The organism is Caballeronia sp. dw_276, from assembly GCF_018449635.1.
In the GTDB taxonomy this organism is placed as follows: domain Bacteria; phylum Pseudomonadota; class Gammaproteobacteria; order Burkholderiales; family Burkholderiaceae; genus Caballeronia.
The window spans coordinates 200377-223435 of the sequence record NZ_JAAVUV010000010.1; the positions used below are offsets into that span (position 1 = coordinate 200377).

22 protein-coding genes are annotated in these 23059 nt (G+C 60.0%); 6 read left to right on the forward strand and 16 right to left on the reverse strand.

The features are described from left to right. Positions 1-6: 6 nt before the first annotated feature. From metW to argB, 4 genes are all read right to left on the reverse strand, one after another. On the reverse strand, positions 7-615 hold the full coding sequence (gene metW, locus HB633_RS21530; RefSeq protein ID WP_213780169.1) for a methionine biosynthesis protein MetW: 609 nt from the start codon (positions 613-615) through the stop codon (positions 7-9). Further along, positions 612-1757, reverse strand: a complete 1146-nt coding sequence (locus tag HB633_RS21535) for a homoserine O-acetyltransferase (RefSeq protein ID WP_213780170.1) — start codon at positions 1755-1757, stop codon at positions 612-614. Before HB633_RS21535 ends, metW begins: the two co-directional genes overlap by 4 nt. Before the next feature lie 199 nt (positions 1758-1956). Next, complete coding sequence (locus HB633_RS21540) at positions 1957-2691, reverse strand: pyrimidine 5'-nucleotidase (protein WP_213780171.1); 735 nt, start codon at positions 2689-2691, stop codon at positions 1957-1959. A gap of 2 nt (positions 2692-2693) precedes the next feature. Continuing rightward, a complete protein-coding gene (argB, locus tag HB633_RS21545; RefSeq protein ID WP_056358576.1) occupies positions 2694-3593 on the reverse strand; it encodes an acetylglutamate kinase in 900 nt (299 codons plus the stop codon). A 154-nt stretch (positions 3594-3747) separates the two neighbouring features. Here argB and HB633_RS21550 point away from each other — a divergent pair, with 154 nt between their 5' ends. Beyond that, positions 3748-4002 carry a cysteine-rich CWC family protein gene (locus tag HB633_RS21550; protein ID WP_213780172.1) on the forward strand — a complete coding sequence of 85 codons (255 nt, stop codon included), beginning with the start codon at positions 3748-3750 and terminating at the stop codon, positions 4000-4002. Positions 4003-4060: 58 nt separating this feature from the next. Here HB633_RS21550 and HB633_RS21555 read toward each other — a convergent pair whose 3' ends face one another. Further along, positions 4061-5785: a tetratricopeptide repeat protein gene (locus HB633_RS21555; RefSeq protein WP_213780173.1), complete on the reverse strand. Its 1725-nt coding sequence runs from the start codon at positions 5783-5785 to the stop codon at positions 4061-4063. 107 nt (positions 5786-5892) lie between these two features. Here HB633_RS21555 and HB633_RS21560 point away from each other — a divergent pair, with 107 nt between their 5' ends. Then, positions 5893-7227 carry an ATP-binding protein gene (locus HB633_RS21560; RefSeq protein ID WP_213780174.1) on the forward strand — a complete coding sequence of 445 codons (1335 nt, stop codon included), beginning with the start codon at positions 5893-5895 and terminating at the stop codon, positions 7225-7227. Then, a complete protein-coding gene (locus HB633_RS21565) occupies positions 7224-7766 on the forward strand; it encodes a response regulator transcription factor (RefSeq protein WP_213780175.1) in 543 nt (180 codons plus the stop codon). Before HB633_RS21560 ends, HB633_RS21565 begins: the two co-directional genes overlap by 4 nt. Positions 7767-7827: 61 nt before the next feature. Here the strand turns inward: HB633_RS21565 and hslU are convergent, their stop codons facing one another. From hslU to HB633_RS21610, 9 genes are all read right to left on the reverse strand, one after another. Next, a complete protein-coding gene (gene hslU / locus HB633_RS21570) occupies positions 7828-9165 on the reverse strand; it encodes an ATP-dependent protease ATPase subunit HslU (RefSeq protein WP_213780176.1) in 1338 nt (445 codons plus the stop codon). A gap of 17 nt (positions 9166-9182) precedes the next feature. Beyond that, a complete protein-coding gene (gene hslV / locus HB633_RS21575; RefSeq protein ID WP_056358562.1) occupies positions 9183-9719 on the reverse strand; it encodes an ATP-dependent protease subunit HslV in 537 nt (178 codons plus the stop codon). A gap of 351 nt (positions 9720-10070) precedes the next feature. Then, positions 10071-10490 carry an RNA polymerase-binding protein DksA gene (gene dksA, locus HB633_RS21580; protein WP_062168608.1) on the reverse strand — a complete coding sequence of 140 codons (420 nt, stop codon included), beginning with the start codon at positions 10488-10490 and terminating at the stop codon, positions 10071-10073. A gap of 710 nt (positions 10491-11200) precedes the next feature. Continuing rightward, the gene (locus tag HB633_RS21585) at positions 11201-12289 is read right to left on the reverse strand and encodes a GTP-binding protein (RefSeq protein ID WP_213780177.1); all 1089 of its coding nucleotides are present in this window, start codon (positions 12287-12289) and stop codon (positions 11201-11203) included. A 197-nt stretch (positions 12290-12486) separates the two neighbouring features. Next, positions 12487-13692, reverse strand: coding sequence for a class I SAM-dependent rRNA methyltransferase (locus HB633_RS21590; RefSeq protein ID WP_213780178.1), 1206 nt, complete (start codon positions 13690-13692; stop codon positions 12487-12489). An 88-nt stretch (positions 13693-13780) separates the two neighbouring features. Beyond that, on the reverse strand, positions 13781-14701 hold the full coding sequence (gene xerC / locus HB633_RS21595) for a tyrosine recombinase XerC (protein ID WP_213780179.1): 921 nt from the start codon (positions 14699-14701) through the stop codon (positions 13781-13783). A 1-nt stretch (position 14702) separates the two neighbouring features. Then, a complete protein-coding gene (locus HB633_RS21600) occupies positions 14703-15422 on the reverse strand; it encodes a DUF484 family protein (protein WP_213780250.1) in 720 nt (239 codons plus the stop codon). A 29-nt stretch (positions 15423-15451) separates the two neighbouring features. Continuing rightward, positions 15452-16336 carry a diaminopimelate epimerase gene (dapF, locus tag HB633_RS21605; RefSeq protein ID WP_213780180.1) on the reverse strand — a complete coding sequence of 295 codons (885 nt, stop codon included), beginning with the start codon at positions 16334-16336 and terminating at the stop codon, positions 15452-15454. A 105-nt stretch (positions 16337-16441) separates the two neighbouring features. After that, on the reverse strand, positions 16442-17326 hold the full coding sequence (locus HB633_RS21610; protein ID WP_213780181.1) for a lipid A biosynthesis lauroyl acyltransferase: 885 nt from the start codon (positions 17324-17326) through the stop codon (positions 16442-16444). A gap of 294 nt (positions 17327-17620) precedes the next feature. Between HB633_RS21610 and metK the strand changes: the two genes are divergently transcribed. Both metK and HB633_RS21620 read left to right on the forward strand, forming a co-directional pair. Next, on the forward strand, positions 17621-18808 hold the full coding sequence (gene metK / locus HB633_RS21615) for a methionine adenosyltransferase (RefSeq protein ID WP_213780182.1): 1188 nt from the start codon (positions 17621-17623) through the stop codon (positions 18806-18808). Positions 18809-19622: 814 nt separating this feature from the next. Next, the gene (locus tag HB633_RS21620) at positions 19623-20387 is read left to right on the forward strand and encodes a phytanoyl-CoA dioxygenase family protein (protein WP_213780183.1); all 765 of its coding nucleotides are present in this window, start codon (positions 19623-19625) and stop codon (positions 20385-20387) included. A gap of 9 nt (positions 20388-20396) precedes the next feature. Here HB633_RS21620 and HB633_RS21625 read toward each other — a convergent pair whose 3' ends face one another. Next, positions 20397-20603, reverse strand: a complete 207-nt coding sequence (locus tag HB633_RS21625; RefSeq protein WP_213780184.1) for a DUF3185 family protein — start codon at positions 20601-20603, stop codon at positions 20397-20399. A gap of 74 nt (positions 20604-20677) precedes the next feature. Continuing rightward, entirely contained in the window at positions 20678-21499 is an 822-nt protein-coding gene (locus HB633_RS21630) for a mechanosensitive ion channel domain-containing protein (RefSeq protein WP_213780185.1), read from the reverse strand. 273 nt (positions 21500-21772) lie between these two features. On the opposite strand from HB633_RS21630, the gene mgrA reads away from it, so the two are divergent. Next, a complete protein-coding gene (mgrA, locus tag HB633_RS21635; protein ID WP_213780186.1) occupies positions 21773-22816 on the forward strand; it encodes an L-glyceraldehyde 3-phosphate reductase in 1044 nt (347 codons plus the stop codon). Positions 22817-23059: the final 243 nt, after the last annotated feature.

Sequence of the window (23059 nt, forward strand, 5' to 3'; positions counted from 1 at the left end):
ATCAGTTCAGCTACGCTTTACGCGATAGACCGCAAGGCTACCACGCCAGTTCGCGCCCCAACGGATCGACTGCCCGCCGTGCAGCACAACCCGATCGAGTATCTCGATACCCACTTCCGGCGCCAGCGCCTCGAAATCCTGGATGGTCAGCACGCGCACGTTCGGCGTGTTATGCCATTGATAAGGCAGCGTTTTCGATACCGGCATGCGTCCCTGCAGCACCGTCAGCCTGTGCCGCCAGTAACCGAAGTTCGGGAACGAGACGATGCATTCACGCCCGACGCGCACGGTTTCGCGCAGGATCGCCGCGGTTTGATGGATGGTCTGAAGGGTCTGCGAAAGGATTGCGAAGTCGAAGCTGCCGTCTTCGAACAGGCGCAAGCCGTCTTCCAGATTCTGCTGGATGACGTTGACGCCCTTTTGCGCGCAGGCCAGAACGCCGGCGTCGTTGATTTCGATGCCGTAGCCGGTGACATCGAGTTCTTCGCCTAAAAGCGAGAGCAGCGACCCATCGCCGCATCCCAGATCCAGCACCGATGAATTCGGCTCGACCCAGCGCGCGATTGCCCGAAAGTCCGAGCGCAGGGAAAGAGAGTCCAGCGTGATCTGGTTCATGCGCCCACCTCGGCGGCAATGCGTTCGTAATAGGCGCGCATCAGGTTGTGATAGCGCGCATCGTCGAGCAGGAAGGCGTCGTGGCCGTGCGGTGCATCGATTTCGGCGTAGCTCACCGTGCGCTTGTGATCGAGCAGCGCCTTCACGAGTTCGCGCGAACGGGCCGGCGCGAAACGCCAGTCGGTCGAGAAACTCGCGATCAGGTATTTCGCCGTCGTGTGCGCAAGCGATTTGGTCAGGTCGCCGTCGAAGGCCTTGGCAGGATCGAAGTAATCGAGCGCGCGGGTGATCAACAGGTAGGTGTTGGCGTCGAAGTATTCGGCGAATTTATCGCCTTGATACCGAAGGTACGATTCGACTTCGAACTCGACGTCGAAATTGAAGTTGTAGGCGTCAACCGCGCCTTCTGCCCGGCGCAAGGCGCGGCCGAACTTGGCGGCCATGTCGTCATCGGATAGGTAGGTGATGTGGCCGATCATGCGCGCCACGCGCAGGCCACGTCGCGGCTTCACCCCGTGCGCGTAGTAATTGCCGCCGTGGAAATCGGGATCGGAGAGGATGGCCGAGCGTGCGACCTCGTTGAACGCGATGTTCTGCGCGGAAAGCTTCGGCGTCGATGCCACCACAATGCAGTGCGCCACGCGCTCCGGATACATCATGCTCCAGGCCAGCGCCTGCATGCCGCCGAGGCTTCCGCCCATCACGGCTGCGAATTTTTCGATGCCATACAGATCCGCCACGCGCGCCTGAGCGTGAACCCAGTCCTCGACCGTGACCACGGGGAAACTCGCGCCGTAGGGCTTGCCGGTGGTGGCGTTGATGCTCATCGGGCCGGTCGAGCCGAAGCACGAACCCAGATTATTCACGCCGATGACAAAAAACTTGTTCGTATCCAGCGGCTTGCCGGGACCGACCATGTTGTCCCACCAGCCGACATTCTTGGGGTCATCGGCATACACGCCGGCGACGTGATGCGACGCGTTCAGTGCATGGCAAACGAGCACGGCGTTGGAGCGTGCGGCATTGAGCGTGCCGTAGGTTTCGACAACGAGATCGTAATCGCCGAGCAAACTGCCGTTCTGCATGCGCAGCGGCTCGGTGAAATGCAGTGTCTGGGGAGTGACGATGCCGATTGATTCCATTCATCCGCCTAGAGAAAACAAGGGCGGCTAAACGGCGTCGGCTGTGCGCGTAGAAGAAAAAGCGGCGCGGCTGACAACCTCTTTAGCCGCATTTATAGTGAACCGGGTCAGGGTTCGCGCGCCCGCAATCGAGTCAGCAAATCGGCGCGATGAAACAAGATAAGTGATTAAGTATATCGGAATTTGTGAAGCGGTTCTCTTACCGGAATGCGCTCAAGCCCTTCAAGGACCGAATTTTGAGATCGACGTAATGCGGCCGGCCGCGCGCCGCAGAGCGCATGAAGCCGCTGTCGCTGGCATGTCGAACCGTCGGCAAATGTCCGGTGATCCAGACCGTTCGAATACCCAGGCGTTTATAACGTTTCAGATGTCCGCGCGTGTCTTCGACAAGAATGGCGTCGGAGAGCCGGACATCCGCGCGATGCATGGCGCGCCTCAACATGCCCGCGTCGGGTTTGGCGCGCCAATAGCCGCTGCGGTCCTGCATGTCCTCGATCGCGATCACGCGCTCGAACAACTTGCCGATACCCAACTCTGACAACACCGCGTGCGCGTAAATGGACGGCCCGTTGGTCAGCACGATCTTGCGTCCCGGCAAGGCGCGAATCATGCGAGCCAGCCCGCGCTCGGCGCGAACCATGGAAGGAAGATCGGTGAACGTATGAACGACGTCGAGAAAATCGTTGGCGTCGATAAAGTGATGACGCACGAGACCCAGCAGCGTGGCGCCGTATCGCTGGGTGTAACCGGTGCGAAGCCGGTTCGCCTCTTCCAGATCAACCCCCAACCGGTCGATGATGTATTGCGTCATGCCGCGGTTGATCGCCGGAAAAATCTCGTGCGACGCGTGATGCAGGGTGTTGTCGAGATCGAAAAGCCAGACAGGGCCACCGCGTTTGGTCACGCGGCGCCGGGTTGGACGTGGAGATTGCACGCTCAATGCGAGCGGATCATCGTCCCGAACGGCTGTTCGGTCAGGATCTCGAGCAGCACGGAATGCTCGATCCGCCCATCGATGATATGAACCGAGCGCACGCCGCTCTTCGCCGCATCCAGCGCCGACGAAATCTTCGGCAGCATGCCGCCGGAAATGGTGCCATCAGCGAAAAGCGCATCGATTTCGCGCGCCGACAAATCGGTCAGCAGGTTGCCGGCTTTGTCCATGACGCCAGGAATGTTGGTCATCATGACGAGCTTCTCGGCGTTCAGCACGACCGCCAGTTTGCCCGCGACCAAATCCGCGTTGATGTTGTACGACAGACCGTCTTCGCCAAAGCCGATTGGCGAGATCACCGGAATGAACGCGTCGTCCTGCAGCGCCTTCACGACGGCCGGATTGATGGCTTCGACTTCACCCACTTGTCCGATATCGATGAATTCACCCGGATTGTCGCGATCCGGCATTTGCAGCTTGCGTGCGTGGATCAACCCGCCGTCCTTGCCAGTCAGTCCGACCGCCTGCCCGCCGAAATGATTGATCAGCGTGACGATATCCTGCTGCACTTCGCCGCCCAGCACCCACTCGACCACTTCCATGGTCTCTTCGTCGGTGACGCGCATGCCTTGAATGAACGTGCCCTGCTTGCCGATTTTCTTGAGCGCCTGATCGATCTGCGGTCCGCCGCCGTGCACGATCACCGGATTGATGCCGACCAGTTTCAGCAGGATCACGTCACGCGCGAAGCCCTGTTTCAGGCGCTCCTCGGTCATCGCGTTGCCGCCGTATTTGATCACGATCGTTTTGCCGTGATACTGCTTGATGTAAGGCAACGCCTCAGCCAGGATTTCGGCTTTCAGGGTCGGCGCGATCTGCGTAAGGTCGGGAAGCTCGGACATGGCGGCGATGGGGCGAAGAGCAGTTTAAACAGGCGGAATTGTACAGGACTGACGCGTTGCATCAGGCGTTTGGCACTGTATTCAGCATTGCATTTGCGAGAACGGGCGGCAACCGGCGCGCGGCTGCTCCAGTATGGGGCCGGAGCGTGAAACAATGGTGTTCGCGCAAACCACTGCTCCGCTTTTACCGGGCTTCCTCAATATCGTGACCGATACGCGCTTCGGATCGTCTGCATCGCAACATTGCGCCCGCTGCGGCGCGGTTTTGCGTTGCGGTCAACAGATGGGCGATGCCACATGCTGGTGCGCGTCGATGCCGGTTTTGCCGGCCAATAAATTGGCGCCTCGGCTGGCGTGCTTGTGCCCCGCATGCCTGAGTCGGGAAATCAACCCGATCGAAGGCAAATAAAAACGGCGATCCGGCTGGCCGGACCACCGTGTAATGGCGGCTAAAAAACCGACGCGCCTTACGCTGTCGTTTTCTTTGCCGGGCGTTTGCGGGGCGCAGCACCCGTGTGCGTGGCCGCGAGCAATGCCAGATCGCGCGCGACCTCGCTCATGACCGGCTCCCACTGCCCGAACTTTTCCTGCCGATACAACTTGGCCGTTGGATACCACGGGCTGTCCGTGCGTTCGAGTTGCCAGACCCAGTGCGGATTGACGTCGAGCAGAATCCACGTTGGTTTGCCGAGCGCGGCCGCGAGATGCGCCACGCTCGTGCACACGGTGATCACGAGATCCAGTGAATCGATGAACGCCGCGGTGTCATCGAACGTCTCGAACTTGCCCGTGCGATCGGCGATCTCGAACCCGCCGTCCCGAGCCGTTGATACCGCGCCCGACGCTTCTTTCTGCAGCGAGAAAAACGCGACGTTTTCGATGCCCTTGAACGCCTCGGCATATCGTTCGATGCCCACGCTGCGGAACATATTTCGCTGATGGGTTTCGCTGCCGCTCCATACAAGACCCACGCGCAGGCGTTTGTCGGCGGCGAATTCGGCGCGCCATTCGGCGGCCAGATCCGTGTCCGACGAAAGATACGCGCGTTTCGACGGAATCGTTTCCTCTTCAATGCCGAAATGCAGCGGCAAACTCAGCAGCGGGAAGTGGAAATCGAAGTCGGGCAGCGGAGCGTCATGCGGAATGCACTCGACGTTCTTCGGCGCCATGCGCGCCATCAGCGGAAACACGGCCTTGAACGCGACCCAAACAAGATTGCCGCCCTGGGCGCTGACCTTTTTCGCCAGCATGGGAAGGAAGCGCGAGAATTGCAGCGCGTCGCCAAAACCCTGTTCGCCCCACAGCAGCAACGTCTTGCCCTTGAGTGACTCGCCGTTCCAGCGCGGCGTATTGAATTTAGGATGCGAATTGCGCAGCTCGCTGGACCCGTCCCAGCGCGTTTCGAAGTTCGCCCAGCCGCGCGCATAGTTGCCTTGCACGAGGTCGAGAATGGACAGGTTGAAGGGAAGGCGCGTCATGTGCGGCGCGAGGTCCACAGCCGCCGTGGCCGCCTCAGTGGATTCTTTCCAACGCTGCGCTTCTTTCAACGCGAGGCTGTAGTTCGACAGCGCCAGCGCGTTCGACGGATCGATCTGAGTGGCGCGTTTGCCCGCCACGAGCGCATGCTCCAGTTCCCAGCGGCGCGGATACATGCGCGTCAGATTCGTCCACGCTTCGATATCGGAGGAATTCGCAGCGACGGCTTCTTCAAGAAGCTTCAGCGCGTCTGCTTCCCGACCCGTCAGCTCGTAGGCAACTGCCAGATTGTTGCGCAGGGTTGGAACGGATGCATCGATTGCGTGCGCGCGTTCGTAAAGCGGAATGGCCTCGGCGTGACGGTCGGCGAGCTGTAGCGCATAGCCCAGATGCCAGAGTGCGAGCGCGTGCTGCGGATGCGTTTCGACGACTTGCGTGCCAAGCCTAATGCCCTCGGCAATGCGATTTTGCTTCAACAAGGAGTCGATGAGATCCAGCACTGTTTCCACGCGCGCGGGTTCAAGCAGCACAGCGGCGTGCAACCAGGTGGCGCGTTCTGCCTGACTACCGGCAGTACCGGCGATCCTGGCGTTTTCAAGGTACGCGGACAGGACGCGCGAGATAATGGAGTTCTGCGTGGTGTCCTGAGTAGCGTCTTGAACGAGTGGCGTTTCGCTCAAAAGCGCGTCGGGGCGGGACGATTGGCTGCGATTCATGTGAGTGTGCGGCCGAGCCGCCCTGTACGAGACAACATTCAATGGTGCGGCAAATCACCCATCGCGGCCATTAGACTATTCTGAAATTAAGCGCGACGATTACTGAAATGCATCGAATCACAACCACGGGCCGCGTCAATCTCGGTCACCTTTTCTGGCTTCGCAGCCTTGCGATCATCGGCCAGCTGGTGACCATTGCGGTCGTTCAGACTTTCTACGGCGCGCACCTTCCGATGGCAGCAATGCTGACCATCATTTCGCTCGAAGTCATGTTCAACGCGATCACGTGGACTCGCGTCATGCGCGAGCGGCCTGAAACCAATCTTGAATTGTTCGGACAACTTTGGGTTGATCTGGGCGCTTTGTCCGCGCTGCTGTTCCTGAGCGGCGGCGCGACCAACCCTTTCGTTACGTTGTATTTGCCGTCGCTTGCAATTGCATCCGCCGTGCTGCCGTGGAACCTGTCGGTCTGGCTAGCGCTGTTCGCCGTGGCTTGCTACGCGCTGCTTACCGTCAGCTACGTGCCGCTGAACATGGAAGATCCGCTGAACCTGTTCGAGTATTTCCGTATCGGGTTGTGGGTGAATTTCATGGTGAGCGTGGGCTTGATCGGGTGGTTCGTGGCCCGCATGTCGCGGGCGTTGCGTGCGCGCGATTTCGCCCTGGCCGATGCCCAGGAGCGCCTTCTGCGCGACGAACGCGCCGTTGCGCTCGGCGTTCAGGCCGCGACCGTTGCACATGAAATCGGCACGCCTTTGTCGACCATTGCGATGCTCAGCGAGGAACTGCGCGATTCCGCGCGTCACGATCCGCATCTTGCGCCGTACGCCGCGGACATCGAATTGCTGGAGCAGCAAATGAGCTTGTGCACGTCCGCGCTCGCCCGCTTGCGTAGCCGTGCGAGCGAGCCTGCGCCGCGGCAATCGCTGGATGACTGGCTGCATGGGTTTGTCGAACAATGGCGCTTGCGCCATCCGCACGTGCGCTTCGAGCTGATCGAAGCCGAGGAGCACAAGCGCGCCAGCCTATTCCTGAGTGATCCGGTCGCGGTCGGACAGATCCTGACCATTCTGCTGGATAATGCGGCCCGGGCCAGCAGCGATTCGGTGACGCTCTCGACATCGGCGGCGCGGCATCTTGGCGAGCCCGTGATTCAATTCGATGTACGCGACCAGGGTCCGGGCATTCCCGCCGGGCTGCGCGGCTCGCTCGGCGCGACGCCGGTCGACAGCACGCAGGGCGGTCACGGCGTCGGCTTGTATCTGGCATTCTCAGCAGCAGCGCGGCTCGGCGGATCGATCGAGCTGACGGCGGCAAGCCCTCGCGGCACGCACGCCATCTTGCGTCTCGCCGATACAAGCGCCCCAGAATCGCGTGACAAAGCAGCAAGGACGGGCCGCGGCGGAGTCGCGGCTTCCGTCTCCACGGAGAAAAGAGCATGAGCGACAAGAATTTTTTGGTTATCGACGACGATGAAGTGTTCTCGGGCATCCTCGCGCGCGGCCTGACTCGGCGCGGCTATACGCCGCATCAGGCGCACGATGCCGCCGCGGCGTTGCGTCTCGCGAACACGCAGAAGTTTGGACAAATCACCGTCGACTTACACCTTGGCAACGACTCCGGACTGACGCTCGTCGCGCCGTTGCGCGATCTGCAACCCGATGCGCGGATTCTCGTGCTGACGGGTTATGCGAGTATCGCGACGGCGGTTCAGGCTGTGAAAGACGGCGCCGATAACTATCTGGCCAAGCCGGCGAACGTCGAGACGATCTTGTCGGCGCTTCAGGAAGAGGCGAGCGAACAGACGGCGGAAGAGGCGATCGAGCATCCGGCGTTGTTGTCCGTGGCGCGGCTCGAGTGGGAGCACATTCAACGCGTACTGGCCGAAAACAGCGGCAACATTTCGGCTACGGCGCGGGCGCTGAACATGCATCGGCGTACGTTGCAACGCAAGCTCGCGAAGAAGCCGGTTCGCCAATGAAAAAGCGGCGCGCCATTTCGATGGTTCGAAATGGCGCGCCGCCTTCTTTTGCCCTTCGTGATTAAAGCACGTAGCGCGACAAGTCCTCGTCTTCGGCTACGTTGTTCAGCGCTTTATCGACATACGCCGCATCGATCTTCACCGGTTGACCCGCGTGATTTCCCGCCGCGAACGACACTTCTTCCAGCAACTTTTCGATCACGGTATATAGCCGCCGCGCGCCGATGTTCTCGGTCTTCTCGTTTACCGAAAACGCGATCTCGGCCATCCGGCGAATGCCTTCGGGGCTGAAGTCGAGCTGGACGTCTTCCGTTGCGAGAAGCGCCGTATATTGCTTGACCAGGCTCGCGTCGGTCGTATTCAGGATGGCTTCGAAGTCTTCCACCGACAACGAATCCAGTTCAACGCGAATCGGGAACCGGCCCTGCAATTCCGGGATCAGGTCGCTCGGCTTGGCAAGATGGAACGCACCGCTCGCAATGAACAAGATGTGATCTGTCTTAATCATCCCGTATTTCGTATTGATCGTGGTGCCTTCCACCAGCGGCAGCAAATCGCGCTGCACGCCCGCACGCGATACTTCAGCGCCGCCCGCTTCGCTGCGCGACGCAATCTTGTCGATCTCATCCAGAAACACGATGCCGTTCTGCTCAACGTTTTGAACGGCCTTCGTCTTGACCTCTTCGTCGTTCAGCAGCTTGCCGGCTTCTTCGTCGGTGAGCAGCTTCAGCGCTTCCTTGACCTTCAGCTTGCGCTGCGTCTTTTTGCCGCCGCCAATATTCGCGAACATGGAACGGATCTGGTCCGTCATCTCTTCCATGCCCGGCGGCCCCATGATGTCCATGCTGGCTTGCGGCGCTTCGACATCGATCTCGACTTCCTTGTCATCGAGCAGCCCTTCGCGCAGACGCTTGCGGAACGTCTGGCGCGTGCTGTTCGTGCTGTCGTCCTGTGTCTCACCCGCGCCGAAACCCACGGGACGCGCGCTCGGCAGAAGGATGTCGAGAATCCGGTCTTCCGCGCGATCAACTGCTTTCGATCGCACCTTGCGCATCTCGGTTTCGCGCGTCTGCTTGACCGAAATCTCGATCAGATCGCGCACGATGCTATCTACATCCCGGCCCACGTAACCCACTTCAGTGAATTTCGTTGCTTCGATCTTGATGAACGGCGCATCGGCGAGTTTCGCGAGACGCCGCGCAATTTCCGTCTTGCCGACGCCGGTCGGTCCGATCATCAGAATGTTTTTCGGCGTGATTTCCTGGCGCAGCGGCTCGGCGACCTGCTGGCGGCGCCAGCGGTTGCGCAACGCGACGGCGACGGCCTTTTTCGCGCGGCCCTGGCCGATGATGTGTTTATCGAGTTCCGAGACGATCTCGGCGGGAGTCATGGTTGTCATCGTTGGTCCTTGTCCTGTTACTCGATCGTCTCGATGACGCGATTGTGGTTCGTGTAAATGCACATGTCGCCGGCAATGGTCAGCGCTTTTTCGACGATTTCGCGCGGCGAGAGTTCGGTGTTTTCCGTCAACGCTTGCGCCGCGGCTTGCGCATACGCACCGCCCGAACCGATCGCGCAGATGCCGTTTTCGGGATCGAGCACGTCGCCGTTACCCGTGATGACGAGCGTGGTTTGCGCATCGGCGGTGATCAGCATGGCTTCCAGACGGCGCAACATGCGGTCCGTGCGCCAGTCCTTGGCGAGTTCCACGGCGGCGCGCGTCAGATTTCCTTGATGTTTTTCCAGCTTCGCCTCGAAGCGGTCGAGGAGCGAAAACGCATCGGCCGTACCGCCCGCAAAGCCGACGAGCACCTTGCCGCCATAGATACGGCGCACTTTCTTGGCGCCCCCTTTCATCACAATATTGCCCAGCGTCACCTGGCCGTCGCCGCCCAAGGCGACCTTGCCGTCGCGTCGCACGGAGACGATTGTCGTGCCGTGAAATTGTTCCATGTGCATTCCTTTGAAAGCTGAGGGGCGCGCTGCGCCGCCGGGGAATCCTTTGGGAACGTGAAAGAGGCCGGGCGCGTGCGGCGGTGCGCTCGACGGACTCTCGTCACGCCCGCGCCACGAGAGCGCGTCCAGTCCATTTTAGGGCGCGCGGGAAATTATCAAGACGCATCAGGCGGCATCTTGCGTCCAATGGCTTCTCCAGCCGTCGACGTATGGAAAAGGCGCCAAATCCAAAAGCGCGCGCACAAAACAAAAAGGCACACTCTCGTGTGCCTTTCCAATGCTTGCAGATTTTGCAGCCGGCGCGTTTCCCGCCGCGACTTCAGCCGCAGCGCGTGCCGGCAACGCGTATCAGTCGCCGAACAGCTTCTGGCGCAACTCGCGTCGTTCCTGCGCTTCAAGCGAGAGCGTTGCCGTCGGTCGCGCGATCAGGCGCGGAATGCCGATCGGTTCGCCCGTTTCCTCGCACCAGCCGTAATCGCCGGACTCGATGCGCGCGAGCGACTGCTGTACTTTCTTCAGCAGCTTGCGTTCGCGGTCGCGGGTGCGCAGTTCGAGGGCGTGTTCTTCCTCGATCGTCGCGCGATCCGCCGGGTCCGGAACGATGACGGTTTCCCGCAGGTTTTCCGTCGTCTGGCCTGCATTCTTGAGAATATCGGCCTGCAACTGCTCCAGTCGGACCCTGAAGAACGCGAGTTGATCGCCGTTCATGTAATCCTTGTCACCCATCTTCAGGATTTCGTCTTCGGTCAACAATCGATTCGTCGTCATCTGGCTTGCTTCTTCAATGTGGGGCGATGTCGTTCGCCATCTTCGCGGTCGCTCGCCGCGCTCGCCGCCGCCGTTGTCCGGATTTCCCCGAATTCCGGCGATACTCGCCAACAACTACTCCATCCACCGGTCAGGCCAAAAGCCTGCATCTTCCACGGTGCAAAGCGCACCTTGCAGCCAATCCCTTGGGTTGATTTTCAAGCGAATTGCCCGCTATCCGATGTTCGGAACAACACCTACTCTGCACTTACACCTTCTTGCCATCGTGTTTGGCTCGCGTAGCCAGGGTCGCCTTTGTCGGTGCGGATAGGGGCTTACCCTTGGCGCGCCAGGCTAAACCGTTTCCCGGGCCGGTCCAGTGGGGGCTGTATTGTAACTGAATCGCAATGGCGTACCAGGCTCACGCAAAACGCTCCAGCGATTCGTTCGATATCTCAAAAATATAACGCGGCGACGTTTAAAAAGCGATGGTTCTTGGTGGGTGCGAGCACATATTGCAACGACGGTCGTCGCCAAAAATCCCTGGCTGCTCGTCGAGCCCTTCGAGTGCCAAGGATTTTAGCCATCTCGATGCAGGCATTTGGGTGCGCTGCAGGCGAGAAATAGCGAGAAAGGTGCCAGAAACAGGCATTTCCGGCGTAAAACCGCAAAAAAATGCGCGAAGCCGATGGTCGACTTCGCGCAGGCCCGATTCAGGCGGTTGAAGCGGATTAAACCAGGCAGGCCGTCAGCCCGTCGATGATCAGATCCTGCGGTAATTCGATACCGATAAACACCATCTTGCTGTTCTTCTTTTCAATCGGTTGCCACTTTGCGGCGAGGTCGCTGCCCATCATCTGGTGCACGCCCTGGAACACGACCTTGCGATCGACGCCTTTCATATAAAGCACGCCCTTGTAGCGCAAGAGGCGTTCGCCGTAAATCTGGAGAATGCCGCCGAGAAAGTCTTCGAGCCGGTTTGGATCAAAGGCGCGATCGCTGCGAAATACGAACGACTTGATCTTGTCGTCGTGATGCGCGTGGTGATGGTTCGCATGATTGTGGCCGTGCTCGTGATCATGGCTGTGATCGTGACCGCAAGTCGCGTGGTCGTGATCGTCATCATGAGCGTGGTCATGACCATGATCGTGCGCATGGTCGTGATCGTCTTCCGCGAGGAAATCCGGGTCGATTTCCAGCTTCGAATTCAAGTTGAAGCCGCGCAGGTCGAAGATTTCCTTGATGTCGGCATCGCCGAAATTCACGACCTTGATGGCTGCACGTGGGTTCATGTGCACGAGACGATGCTTCAGGGCTTCGAGCGCGGCGGCATCGACGAGATCCGACTTCGTGATGAACAGGCGGTCAGCGAAACCCACCTGGCGCTGCACGACTTCGTGTTCGTCGAGCTGATGGTTCGCGTGCTTGGCGTCGACCAGCGTGATGATGGCGTCGAGCAGGAATGCATCCGCAATGGCGTTATCCATGAAGAACGTCTGCGCAACCGGACCCGGATTCGCGAGACCGGTGGTCTCGATCACCACGCGGTCGAAATTCAGCGTGCCGGCCTTCTTGCGATCTGCCAGATCTTCCAGCGCGCGCGCCAGATCGCCGCGAATCGTGCAACAGATGCAGCCGTTGCTCATCTGGATGATCTGTTCGTTCGTTTCCTGGACGAGGATCTCGTTGTCGATGTTTTCCTCGCCAAACTCATTCTCGATCACGGCGATCTTCATGCCGTGCTGGTCGTTCAGGATGCGCTTGAGCAGGGTGGTTTTGCCGCTGCCCAGAAAGCCGGTCAGGATGGTAACGGGAATCATGATGGTCGCCTGTTCTCTGAGGTCAAAGGTTATTCGTGCAGCGCGATTCGGGCGGCGGGATGGCCGCAGGGACGCGATATCGCCCTCTAAATCACGCAGTCAGCTAATTATTTGAACATACTTGTCAATAGGGTGCTTTGTATCGGGTTGCCTTGGCTATCAACCAGGGCGTCCACCGAGCTATCAACTATGGCCGCTCATTCGATTTGCAACAATAGGCCTTTCAGGTATTCCCCTTCAGGAAACGCGGTCAAAAGCGGGTGATCGATGCCGGCGCCCAGGCGTTTCAGGATTCGCGCGTCGACTTTTGCGTCCGCTGCGGCACCCGCGATGATCTTTTGGAACAAATCGGCGTCGATTGCGCCCGAACACGAATAGGTGAACAAAAGGCCGCCCGGGCGCAGCAGCTTGAACCCGGTGAGATTGATGTCCTTGTAGGCGCGCGCGGCCCGGTCGACATGTTCCCGCGATGCCGCGAATTTCGGCGGATCGAGCACGATCAGATCGAAGCGCTGGCCTTCTTCGTGCAATCGACGCAAGGTTTTGAAGGCATCGGCGTCGAGCCATTCGGCGCGCTCAGGATCAAATCTGTTCGCCGTCACGTTGCGCTGCGCGAGGGCGAGGGCGTCGCCGGAAGAATCGATCGAAACCACCCGTTTTGCTCCGCCTTTCAACGCCGCGAGCGAAAAACCGCCCGTGTAGCAAAAGCAATTGAGCACGTCGCGATCGGCGGCGTACCCGCGCACGAGCGCGCGGTTGTCGCGTTGATCGATGTAGAAGCCGGTTTTATGGCCGTGTTTTACATCGATGTGATAACGCACGCCGCCCTCGTTCGCGATCATCAGAGCTTCCGGCGGCGGCTCGCCGGCCAGCACACCGGTGATCGGTTCGAGACCTTCTTTCTGTCTGATCGATACATCCGAGCGCTCGTACACATTCGGGCAACCGGTCGCGCCAATCAGCGCCTTTACGATGGCGTCCTTCCACAATTCCACGCCCGTCGCCATGAACTGGCAGACGAGTTGGCCGCGCCGGGTTTCGTCGTCGGCGATGTAGTAATCCACGATCAACCCCGGCAACCCGTCCGCCTCGCCAAAGATCAGCCGCGTGGCGCCGGTATCGCGCACCATGGTTCGCCGGTGGGCGATTGCCCGCTGGACGCGCCGTTTGAAAAACGCGTGATCGATAGGTTCGGTTTCATCGAAACTCCAGACACGCGCGCGAATCTGCGACACCGGGCTGTACGACCCGCGAGCAAGAAAGCAGCCCTCGTGCGAGCGGATCAGCACGGTCGCGCCGGGCGCGGGCTTGCCCTCTACGTGCTCTATGGCAGTTGCGTAGATCCACGGATGGCGGCGCGCGAGCGACTTGTCTTTCGCCGGTTTCAGCGTGATGGTGTTCATTCGGCCTTCTTGTGAACGCGCTGACGGATACGGCGCAGCCACGCTTTGATGTTCCTGGCTATTTGTAAAAGCCAGGGTGAAGCGTTGCTTAGTCTCGCTTTTTGGCGCGAGGATGGGCCTGGTCGTAGACGCGCGCCAGATGCTGAAAGTCGAGAGACGTATAAACCTGGGTCGCGGTAATGCTCGCGTGGCCGAGAAGTTCCTGCACGGCGCGGAGATCGCCGCTGGACTGAAGCACGTGCGTGGCGAACGAATGCCGCAGCACGTGCGGATGCACATTGGATGGCACGCCGGCCAGCAACGCCATGCGTTTCACGCGATCACGCACCACATTTGGCGTCATGCGGTTGCCGCGTACCGATAAAAACAGCGCGTGCGGATCGAGCTTGACGAACTGTCCGCGGACTTCGATCCATGCGCGCAATGCGGTGATCGCCTTGCTGCCGACCGGCACCGAGCGCCGCCTGTTTCCCTTGCCGAGCACGTTCACTTCGGCGCTTGCCAGATCGAGCCATCCCGCCGACGAATACCCTTCCGATTGCACGAAATGGACGTCGATTCCAACCAGTTCAGCCAGGCGCAAACCGGACGAATAGAACAGTTCGAGGATGGCGTGGTCGCGCAGCGCTTCGGGGGTATCCAGATGAGGCGCTTCCATGAGCGCGTTGGCGTCATCGACGGAAAGCGCCTTCGGTAAGCTTTTCGCGCGTTTCGGCGCCCGTACGGTGGCGACGGGATTTGCCGGCATGTCCACGCGCTCGGCGAACCAGCGATAAAACGCCCGCCACACCGATAAGCGATGCGCAATCGACCGCGCCGAAAGTCCGCCGCCGTGAGCACGGGCGACGGCGCCGCGCATATCGGTTGCAACGAGGGATTCCAGCGCGCGGCCGTTGGCGAGCTTTTTTAGCTCGTCGAGTTCGTGCGTGTAGCCACGCAGCGTATGTTCCGATAACCGCCGCTCGTGCTCGAGCATCGATAAATAGGCGGAAACCGGATCGGCGATCATGTCAGTGGGGCAGCAAGCGGCTGAGCGCGGCGCTGCCGAGCGTGCCGATCTGCGAGAGAAAATCCGTTGCCATACCTTCGTGGAAGCGCCGCGGATCGGGCGAACCCATGACCAGGAGGCCGAACGCGGGCGCTTCCGGGCCCGCTGACGGATCGCGCAGCGCGATCAGCGCGATGGACTCGGTGGTGTTCGCGGTATCGACGATGCCATCTGTGGCAGCCGAAGCCACCGATACCGAACTGGCCGACGTCAGCCACTGAGCAGCCTCGAAACCGGTATTCGCACCGCAGTACGGCGTTGTCAGGCTGCTTGTGAAAGTGCGTACTTCTTCGCTGGTGGTTCGTGCGAACTCGGCCTGCGCGTAAGGTTCCGCCACGTCCCACACGCGCAGCGCCGCTTGCGGCACTTCGAAGATTTCGCAGAGACCCGCGGGAATGGTCTTGGGCAAGGCATGCGGATCGCGTTCGGACATGACCCGAATCGTCCACCTGTGAAACTTCGCCGCGATGCTGTCGTTCTCGTGCCCGTAGCGCAGCAATTCGGCTAAACGGCGTTCCATTTGCTTGTTCTTGTCGCGCAGCATTTCCATCTGCCTTTCCTGCAGCGACACGGCTGACTTGCCATGCGGATTGGACAGGCGGATGGTGCCCAGCAGCTCTGCATGCGCGGCAAAAAAATCAGGATTGGCGAGGAGATAATCGGCGACTTCTCGTTCGGTCATGGTATCGGGCAACATCGGAATCCTGGCGGTCAAACGGCTGTGGTGAGGTCGACATGCAGCTCGATCTCACCTTCAAATACGGTTGTGGCTGGGCCGGCCATGAAAAGCGCCGCGTCTGGATCGCGCGCGCCGTCCCAGGTGATGGTGAGCACGCCGCCGTGCGTCTGAACGCGTACCGGGGAGTCAAGCAGGCCGCGGCGAATGCCCGCAGCGACGGCCGCACATGCGCCGGTTCCGCAGGCTAGCGTTTCACCCGCGCCGCGCTCGTAGACCCGCAGCTTGACGGCATTCCGGCTCTCGATCTGCATGAACCCCGCGTTCACCCGCTTCGGAAAGCGCACGTGATGTTCGATCAACGGTCCTTCAGTCAGCACGGGCGCAATTTCAACGTCCGCGACGACCAGCACGGCGTGAGGATTGCCCATCGATACCGTGGAAATCCAGCGGGTTTCGTTCTGGACATTGAGCGGCCAAAGCAAATCGGCGCCTTCTGCACGGCTTTCCAGGCCCTCGGCATTGAACGGCACACGCGCGGGATCGAACTCGGGGCGTCCCATGTCCACCACGACGTCGCCGTTTTCCTGCATGGTCAACACGATCACGCCTTGATGCACTTGCACGCGAACGCTCATCTTGTTCGTCAGCCCGCGGTCGCGAACAAACTTCACGAAACAGCGCGCACCGTTGCCGCAATGTTCGACTTCGCCACCATCGCAATTGAAGATGCGGTACTTGAAATCCACGCCGTCGATATCCGGCCTTTCGACCAGCAGCAACTGGTCCGCGCCCACGCCGAAGTGGCGGTCCGCGAGCGCGCGCACCTGCGCCGCGTTCAATGAGAGCGGTTTTGAGTAGCCGTCGAGCACGACAAAGTCGTTACCGGCGCCCTGCATTTTCGTGAATTCGAGTTTCATGTCGCTATTGTAAGTGACGCGCAGCAAGCGCATGCACTAGGCCGAATGGGGGATGCGTCCGGGTTTTTGCAGCAATCGCCGGCCGTTTCCCCGATACTGGATCCGTCAATAAAAGCCCGGCTCGCCCGGCGGTCGCGTTTTGAAGCGTTTGTGCACCCAATAGTACTGTTCCGGCATGAGGCGCACTTGCTCTTCCAGGAACGCATTCATGCGCCGCGCGTCGGCGTCGTCTTCGCCGGTCGGGTAGTTGTCCCAGGGCTTGAATACCTTGAGCTTGTACCCCTTGTAGTTCGGCAGAACTTCGCCAATGAACGGCATGATCTGCGCATGGCCGGTTTTGGCCAGCCGGCCGACTGCTGTCAGCGTGCACGCCTGCACGCCGAAGAACGGCACGAAGGTCGAGTTGCGCATGCCGTAGTCCATGTCGGCGCCGAGCATCACGGGCTTGCGGTCACGCAGCCATCGCAACACGACCCGGGCGCTGTCGGCACGGCTTGCCAGTTCAGCGTCGAAACGGCCGCGCTGCTTCTTCGCGACGTCATCGAGCGTCTTGTTCGACATCGGCTGGTACAGCGATCCGCATGTGCGGTGCAGTTCGTGGTTGATCCAGACCGAGGCGGCTTCGATGGCAACGAAGTGAAAGCCGAGCAGCAAGGTCGGCGGCATGTCGGGATCGAGAAGATCGACCTCGCTTTCCACTTGGATCAGCTTGGTGAGCTTTTCCGCCGAGCCGAACCATTGCACGCTGCGCTCCACATAACTGCGGATCGCGTGCCGGAAATGCTTTTGCGCAACTTCCTCGCGGCGCTCCGGCGTCCACTCTGGGAAGCAGAGGCTCAGGTTGATGTGCACGATCCGTTTCCGATGGCTCGGAATCTGATAAAGCAGCCAGCCGAGGGCATCGCCGAAGCGAGCCGTAATGCCGTATGGGACGAGGGCAAGCAGTTTCAGCAAACCGACGGCGAGTGCGACCCCGATGCGACCTAACATGTGACGCTCCCGAGGATCGTGAAGGCAGGTTTCTTGTGGTACCGGGAAGCGTTCCGGGCAATGAGTGAATGAGGGTTTATCTTGGTTGGCAACAAACGGTCGGCTCTGTGACAAATTAGAGAAGTCGCTATAATAAAACCTTCGCCGAGTTAATGGACAACTTGCGGGGCGAAGCCGGAACGTGCTTAACGGTGCGTTTCGGACCATGTTTTCCGCTAAAGCGTCGCCGCTTCAGACTCCAAACGAAGTCGGCTACGTGAGTAACCTACCCGTATCTAAATTGGAGTCTGAAGCGTGTCAAACAATTACTTCTTTACCTCTGAATCCGTCTCCGAAGGCCACCCGGACAAGGTTGCCGACCAGATCTCCGACGCCATCCTCGACGCCATCCTGGCTCAGGACAAGTACTCGCGCGTCGCTGCCGAAACGCTTTGCAACACCGGCCTGGTCGTCCTGGCAGGCGAGATCACCACGCAAGCGAACGTCGACTACATTCAGGTCGCGCGCGACACCATCAAGCGTATTGGCTACGACAACACGGATTACGGTATCGACTATCGCGGTTGCGCGGTGCTCGTGGCGTATGACAAACAGTCGCGGGACATCGCGCAAGGTGTTGACGCTGCGCACGACGACAACCTCGACCAAGGCGCCGGCGACCAGGGTCTGATGTTCGGCTACGCCTGCGACGAAACGCCCGAGCTGATGCCGCTGCCCATTCACCTGTCGCATCGTCTGGTCGAGCGCCAGGCGAACATGCGCCGCGACGGCCGTCTGAACTGGCTGCGTCCCGACGCGAAGTCGCAAGTCACGGTGCGTTATGTGGATGGCAAGGCGCACAGCATCGATACGGTCGTGCTCTCCACGCAGCATGCGCCGGACATCGAATTGAAGGCGCTGCGCGAAGCCGTGATCGAAGAGATCATCAAGCCGGTGCTGCCGGCCGAGTTGATCAAGGGCGACATCAAGTTCCTCGTGAACCCGACCGGGCGTTTCGTGATCGGTGGTCCGCAAGGCGATTGCGGTCTGACGGGCCGCAAGATCATTGTCGATACATACGGCGGCGCGGCGCCTCATGGCGGCGGTGCGTTCTCCGGCAAGGATCCGTCGAAGGTCGACCGTTCGGCGGCTTACGCGGGACGTTATGTCGCAAAGAACATCGTGGCGGCAGGCCTGGCCTCACGGTGCCTGATCCAGGTGTCGTACGCCATTGGCGTCGCGCGCCCGACGTCGGTCATGGTGAACACGTTCGGCACGGGCCGTGTTTCGGACGCGAAGATCCAGGAACTCGTGCTCGAGCATTTCGATCTGCGTCCGAAGGGCATCATCCAGATGCTCGACCTGCTGCGTCCGATCTATGAAAAGTCGGCGGCGTATGGTCACTTCGGCCGCGAAGAGCCGGAATTCACGTGGGAAGCCACCGACAAGGCGCTGTTGCTGGCCGAAGCCGCTGGTACGGAGCCTGTAACCGAAACGGCATAAGTTCATCGTATGAAAAAAGCCCGCCGAGCGTTGTTCTTGCTCGGCGGGCTTTTTGCATTTCCAGCGGCTTAATGTATGCGGAAATGATTAACGCGTGGAAAACCCAAACCATCCCGAGCTTGCAGAAAGTCTGCGCGGACGTCGGCTCGACGTATTAATTACACCCGGTAATGGTTTCGATTTTGAAACAGGCGCGCGTAATTGCGCCGGTTTTCGCAATAAGGCTTTAAGCGCAGCTTGACGTGATACCGCCCTTAAACGGAGATTCGAGAAGAAACCGTGAAACCACGAACGAATCCCATCCACGGGGTGCGAATTTCTGAATTTCCCTGCGAGCAATTGAGTACGCGCCGAATGGTGGCGCAAGGCGCGGACGACGCGTCGCCCGGCGGGGCGTGCCGCGCGGACAGCGACACGAGTGAGACGATTGGCGAAACGGATATTCATGGATCTCACAAACTTGAGTTGCCTAAGGCAATGACCCGACATTAGTCGTGTCAAAAAAAGCGTTCAACAGTTCGAGCAGTTGAACACAAGAAAAGTTGCGGACTGAATCGCGCACTTATTTAATAGATTTTCATCGAAAGCGATTTTCGATGTGCTCTCTCAATGCGCCGGAGATTATCGAAGAATTGTTACCGCAGGAAGTCGGCACTTTCCCGCAGTTCGTTGGAGGCACCCTCCCACACGCGGCGGCGCGCCGGACCGGCCACGGCGATTTACAATCGATGTATTCGCCCTAAATTTGCCGGTTCGCTTACGGTTTGCTTATAACCGCGGTCAGCCGGCAAAACGCATTTCCCTGTGAGCCGATATGCCGAATCAATCGAAGTTGGAACAAGTCCGCGAGTTGCGGGAAAACGGATATGTCGTGGTACCCGGAGTCGTCACGCCGGAACGTTGCGAAGCCATGCGCGCGGTTGCGCGGCAAGATCTGGCGCAAGCCATCGCGCCGGTGGAGTTCGAAGCCGACCTGCAATATCCCGGCGCGCCGAACTCGAAGGACGCGCCCGGCGGACATACCGTACGCAGATTGCTCGACGCTTATAACCGTGACCCGCTGTTCGCGCACTGGGCGACGTCGCCCGATGTGCGTGGCTGGATGGAAATCTATTTCGGCGAAACGCCCGTGCTTTCCCTTGCGCATCACAATTGCGTGATGACGAAGCATCCGGCGTACGGCAGCCTGACCGGATGGCATCGCGATGTGAGGTACTGGAATTTCGAGCGTGACGACCTGGTTTCGGCATGGGTCGCGCTCGGCGACGAGACGGTGGAGAACGGCGGGCTGTGGTTCGTGCCGATGTCGCACAAGCTGCCGTTCACGTCGGAGCGCTTTGACGACGCCAAGTTCTTCCGCTCCGACCTGCCGGAGAACGCTGCGCTGATTCACAGCGCGGTATCGCCGAAATTGAATGCTGGGGACGTGGTCTTTTTCCACTGCAACACGCTGCACTCCGCCGGCAAGAATCTCACCGATGCCGTGAAGTTCTCGCTCGTCTACACGTACCGCGGCGCGAGCAACCTGCCTTTGCCGGAGACGCGGTCGGCATCGAAGGAAGACGTGCCGCTGATCTAGCGCCCTGGCTCAACGGCCCTTGCCTGGAATCGCCAGGCCAATCAGCCCGGCGAGCATGGCGACCATGCCGCCCGCGATCAACCAGATGGTCTTGTTGGTTGGCGATCCAGTGAAAAAGCGCGACACGTCGTTGCTCAGCGAATGGAACGACTGCCCGCCAAAATAAAGCAGCACCACGCCGCCCACGATCAGCGCAATGGAAATCGCCTTGGTCATATAAGTCTCGTCTATGTCTGGACCGAAAGCTTATTCAACCAGGGCGGATGCGTCCAGCATCGAAACAATGGCTTTCACGCCGGCGCGCTTCCGGGCTGTACAGCGGGTACTTCGGCAGGCTTGATCCCAGGCTTGATCTGGCGCAGCAAGTCCGCCTGCAGGTTCGCGTAATCGGTCCGGTTCGTCCATACGCCGATATTCAGCTTCACGCCGGTATCGGTGTATTCGGACACGGCAATCCACGGTTTCGTTTTTTCATCGTTGATGATTCGCGGGTCCGTTTCCACGATCCGATGCAGCGAAGCCAGCGATTCCTCGATGTTCTGATCTTCCGGAATGATCACGTTCAGCACCACGCGCCGGCGATCGTTCGCGGTGAAGTTCGTGACCGGATTCGCCCAGATCGTGCTGTTTGGAACGAACATGATGACGCCGTCGCTTTTCGTCAGGCGCGTGGTGAAGAGGCCGATCTCGTTGACGGTTCCGGCTGTAGCGCCCGCGCCTTCGATGTAATCGCCCACCTTGAACGGCCGCAGCAACAGCAACATCAGGCCGGCAGCGATGTTCTGCAGCGTGCCCTGCAACGCCAGCCCGATTGCCAGTCCCGCCGCGCCGAGCACGGTCAGAATGCTGGCCGCGGCGACGCCGAACTTGCCCAGCGCCGCGACGATTGCAACCACGCGGATGGACCATTGCACGAGGCTCGCCATCACCGGCGTGAACGTGGCGTCCGCATTCGTGCGACCGAGCGCGCGCTTGACGGCATTGGCAACGCGGTTCGAAATCCACCAGCCAACCAGCAATATCAGTACGGCCATCAGCAAGTCGATGCCAAACGAAACGCCCGACGTCATCAGAAAGTTGTAGACGGGGCGTAGTTTGTCGAGCGGGTCCATGAAACTTCTCCTTGTTCTTGTGAGCAGGATTGGGCTCATGCGGCAGGCAAAACGTTCCCCGCGCGTTCCCTGCGTTAGCCATCCGGCCTAGGTCCCGAATATCGGGATAGCCTTGAAGTCTTTCGGGTCAAGGCCGACACGAGTTCTCGTGATTCGATACCATGTCGGACCCGGCGCATGTCAGACGACATGAATCTGATCACGCGCCGCGCGATTGTTTCTCGTTTGTGCTTGCAAAACCCTTTCCCACATCATCGATTCGAGGATTACGTCATGGCTTACGAAGCAGCTTCCGAGCGCTATTCGCAGATGGCTTACCGCACCTGCGGCAAAAGCGGGCTGAAGTTGCCGGCGTTGTCGCTGGGTCTTTGGCACAACTTCGGCGACACCACGCCGATCTCCACGCAGCGCGACATCCTGCGCACCGCGTTTGATCTCGGCATTACGCACTTCGATCTGGCCAACAACTACGGCCCCCCGTACGGCAGCGCGGAGACCAATTTCGGACGCTTGTTCAAGGACGACTTCAAGCCGTATCGCGATGAGTTGCTGATTTCGTCGAAGGCGGGCTGGGACATGTGGCCGGGCCCGTACGGCCAGGGCGGCGGTTCGCGCAAGTACGTGCTGGCGTCGCTGGATCAAAGCCTGAAGCGCATGGGCCTCGACTACGTGGATATTTTCTATTCCCATCGTTTCGATGCCGATACGCCGCTCGAAGAAACCGCCGGCGCGCTCGCAACCGCCGTGCATTCGGGCAAGGCGCTGTACGTGGGGATTTCGTCGTATTCGCCGGCGAAGACGCGTGAAATGGCGAAGTTGCTTGCCGAGCACAAGGTGCCGCTGCTGATTCATCAGCCGTCGTACAACATGCTGAACCGCTGGATCGAAGAAGAACTGCTCGATACGCTCGATGGTGTCGGCGCGGGCAGCATCGCTTTCACGCCGCTGGCGCAAGGGCTCTTGACGGGCAAGTATCTGAACGGCGTTCCCGCCGATGCACGCGTGAACAAGCCGGGCGGCGGATCGCTGAAGCAGGAGCATTTGAGCGCGCAGAATATCGAGCACGTTCGCAAGCTCAACGATCTGGCGCAACGGCGCGGTCAAAGCCTCGCGCAAATGGCGCTGGCGTGGGCGTTGCGCGGCGGCCGCGTGACGTCGGTGCTGATTGGCGCGAGCCGTCCGGAGCAGGTGACGGAGAATGTCGGCGCGTTGAAGAATCTGGAGTTCACGAAGGAAGAACTCGCGGAAATCGATCAGCACGCGACCGAAGGCGGCATCAACCTTTGGGAAAAGCCATCGACGGATCAGCGCGTTTAAGACGTGACACCGTGGGAGCGGCGCGGCTGCGCCGCTCCTGCGCCGTTCCTGATGCCCTCGCGAGCTTCATATCTGTTTAAGCGCCGTCAGCGTTTCCCGGCGTGCTTCCCAGCCTGACGACAGCAGGGCTTTTGCCGTGCCGCCACGGTCGCGTTGCTATCATGCGGACTCCGGAAGTTCCTCCTCCAACCTGAGAAACGCGTGTGCGGTAAAATAGCCGATTACGCGTGCGGCAGCGGGGAA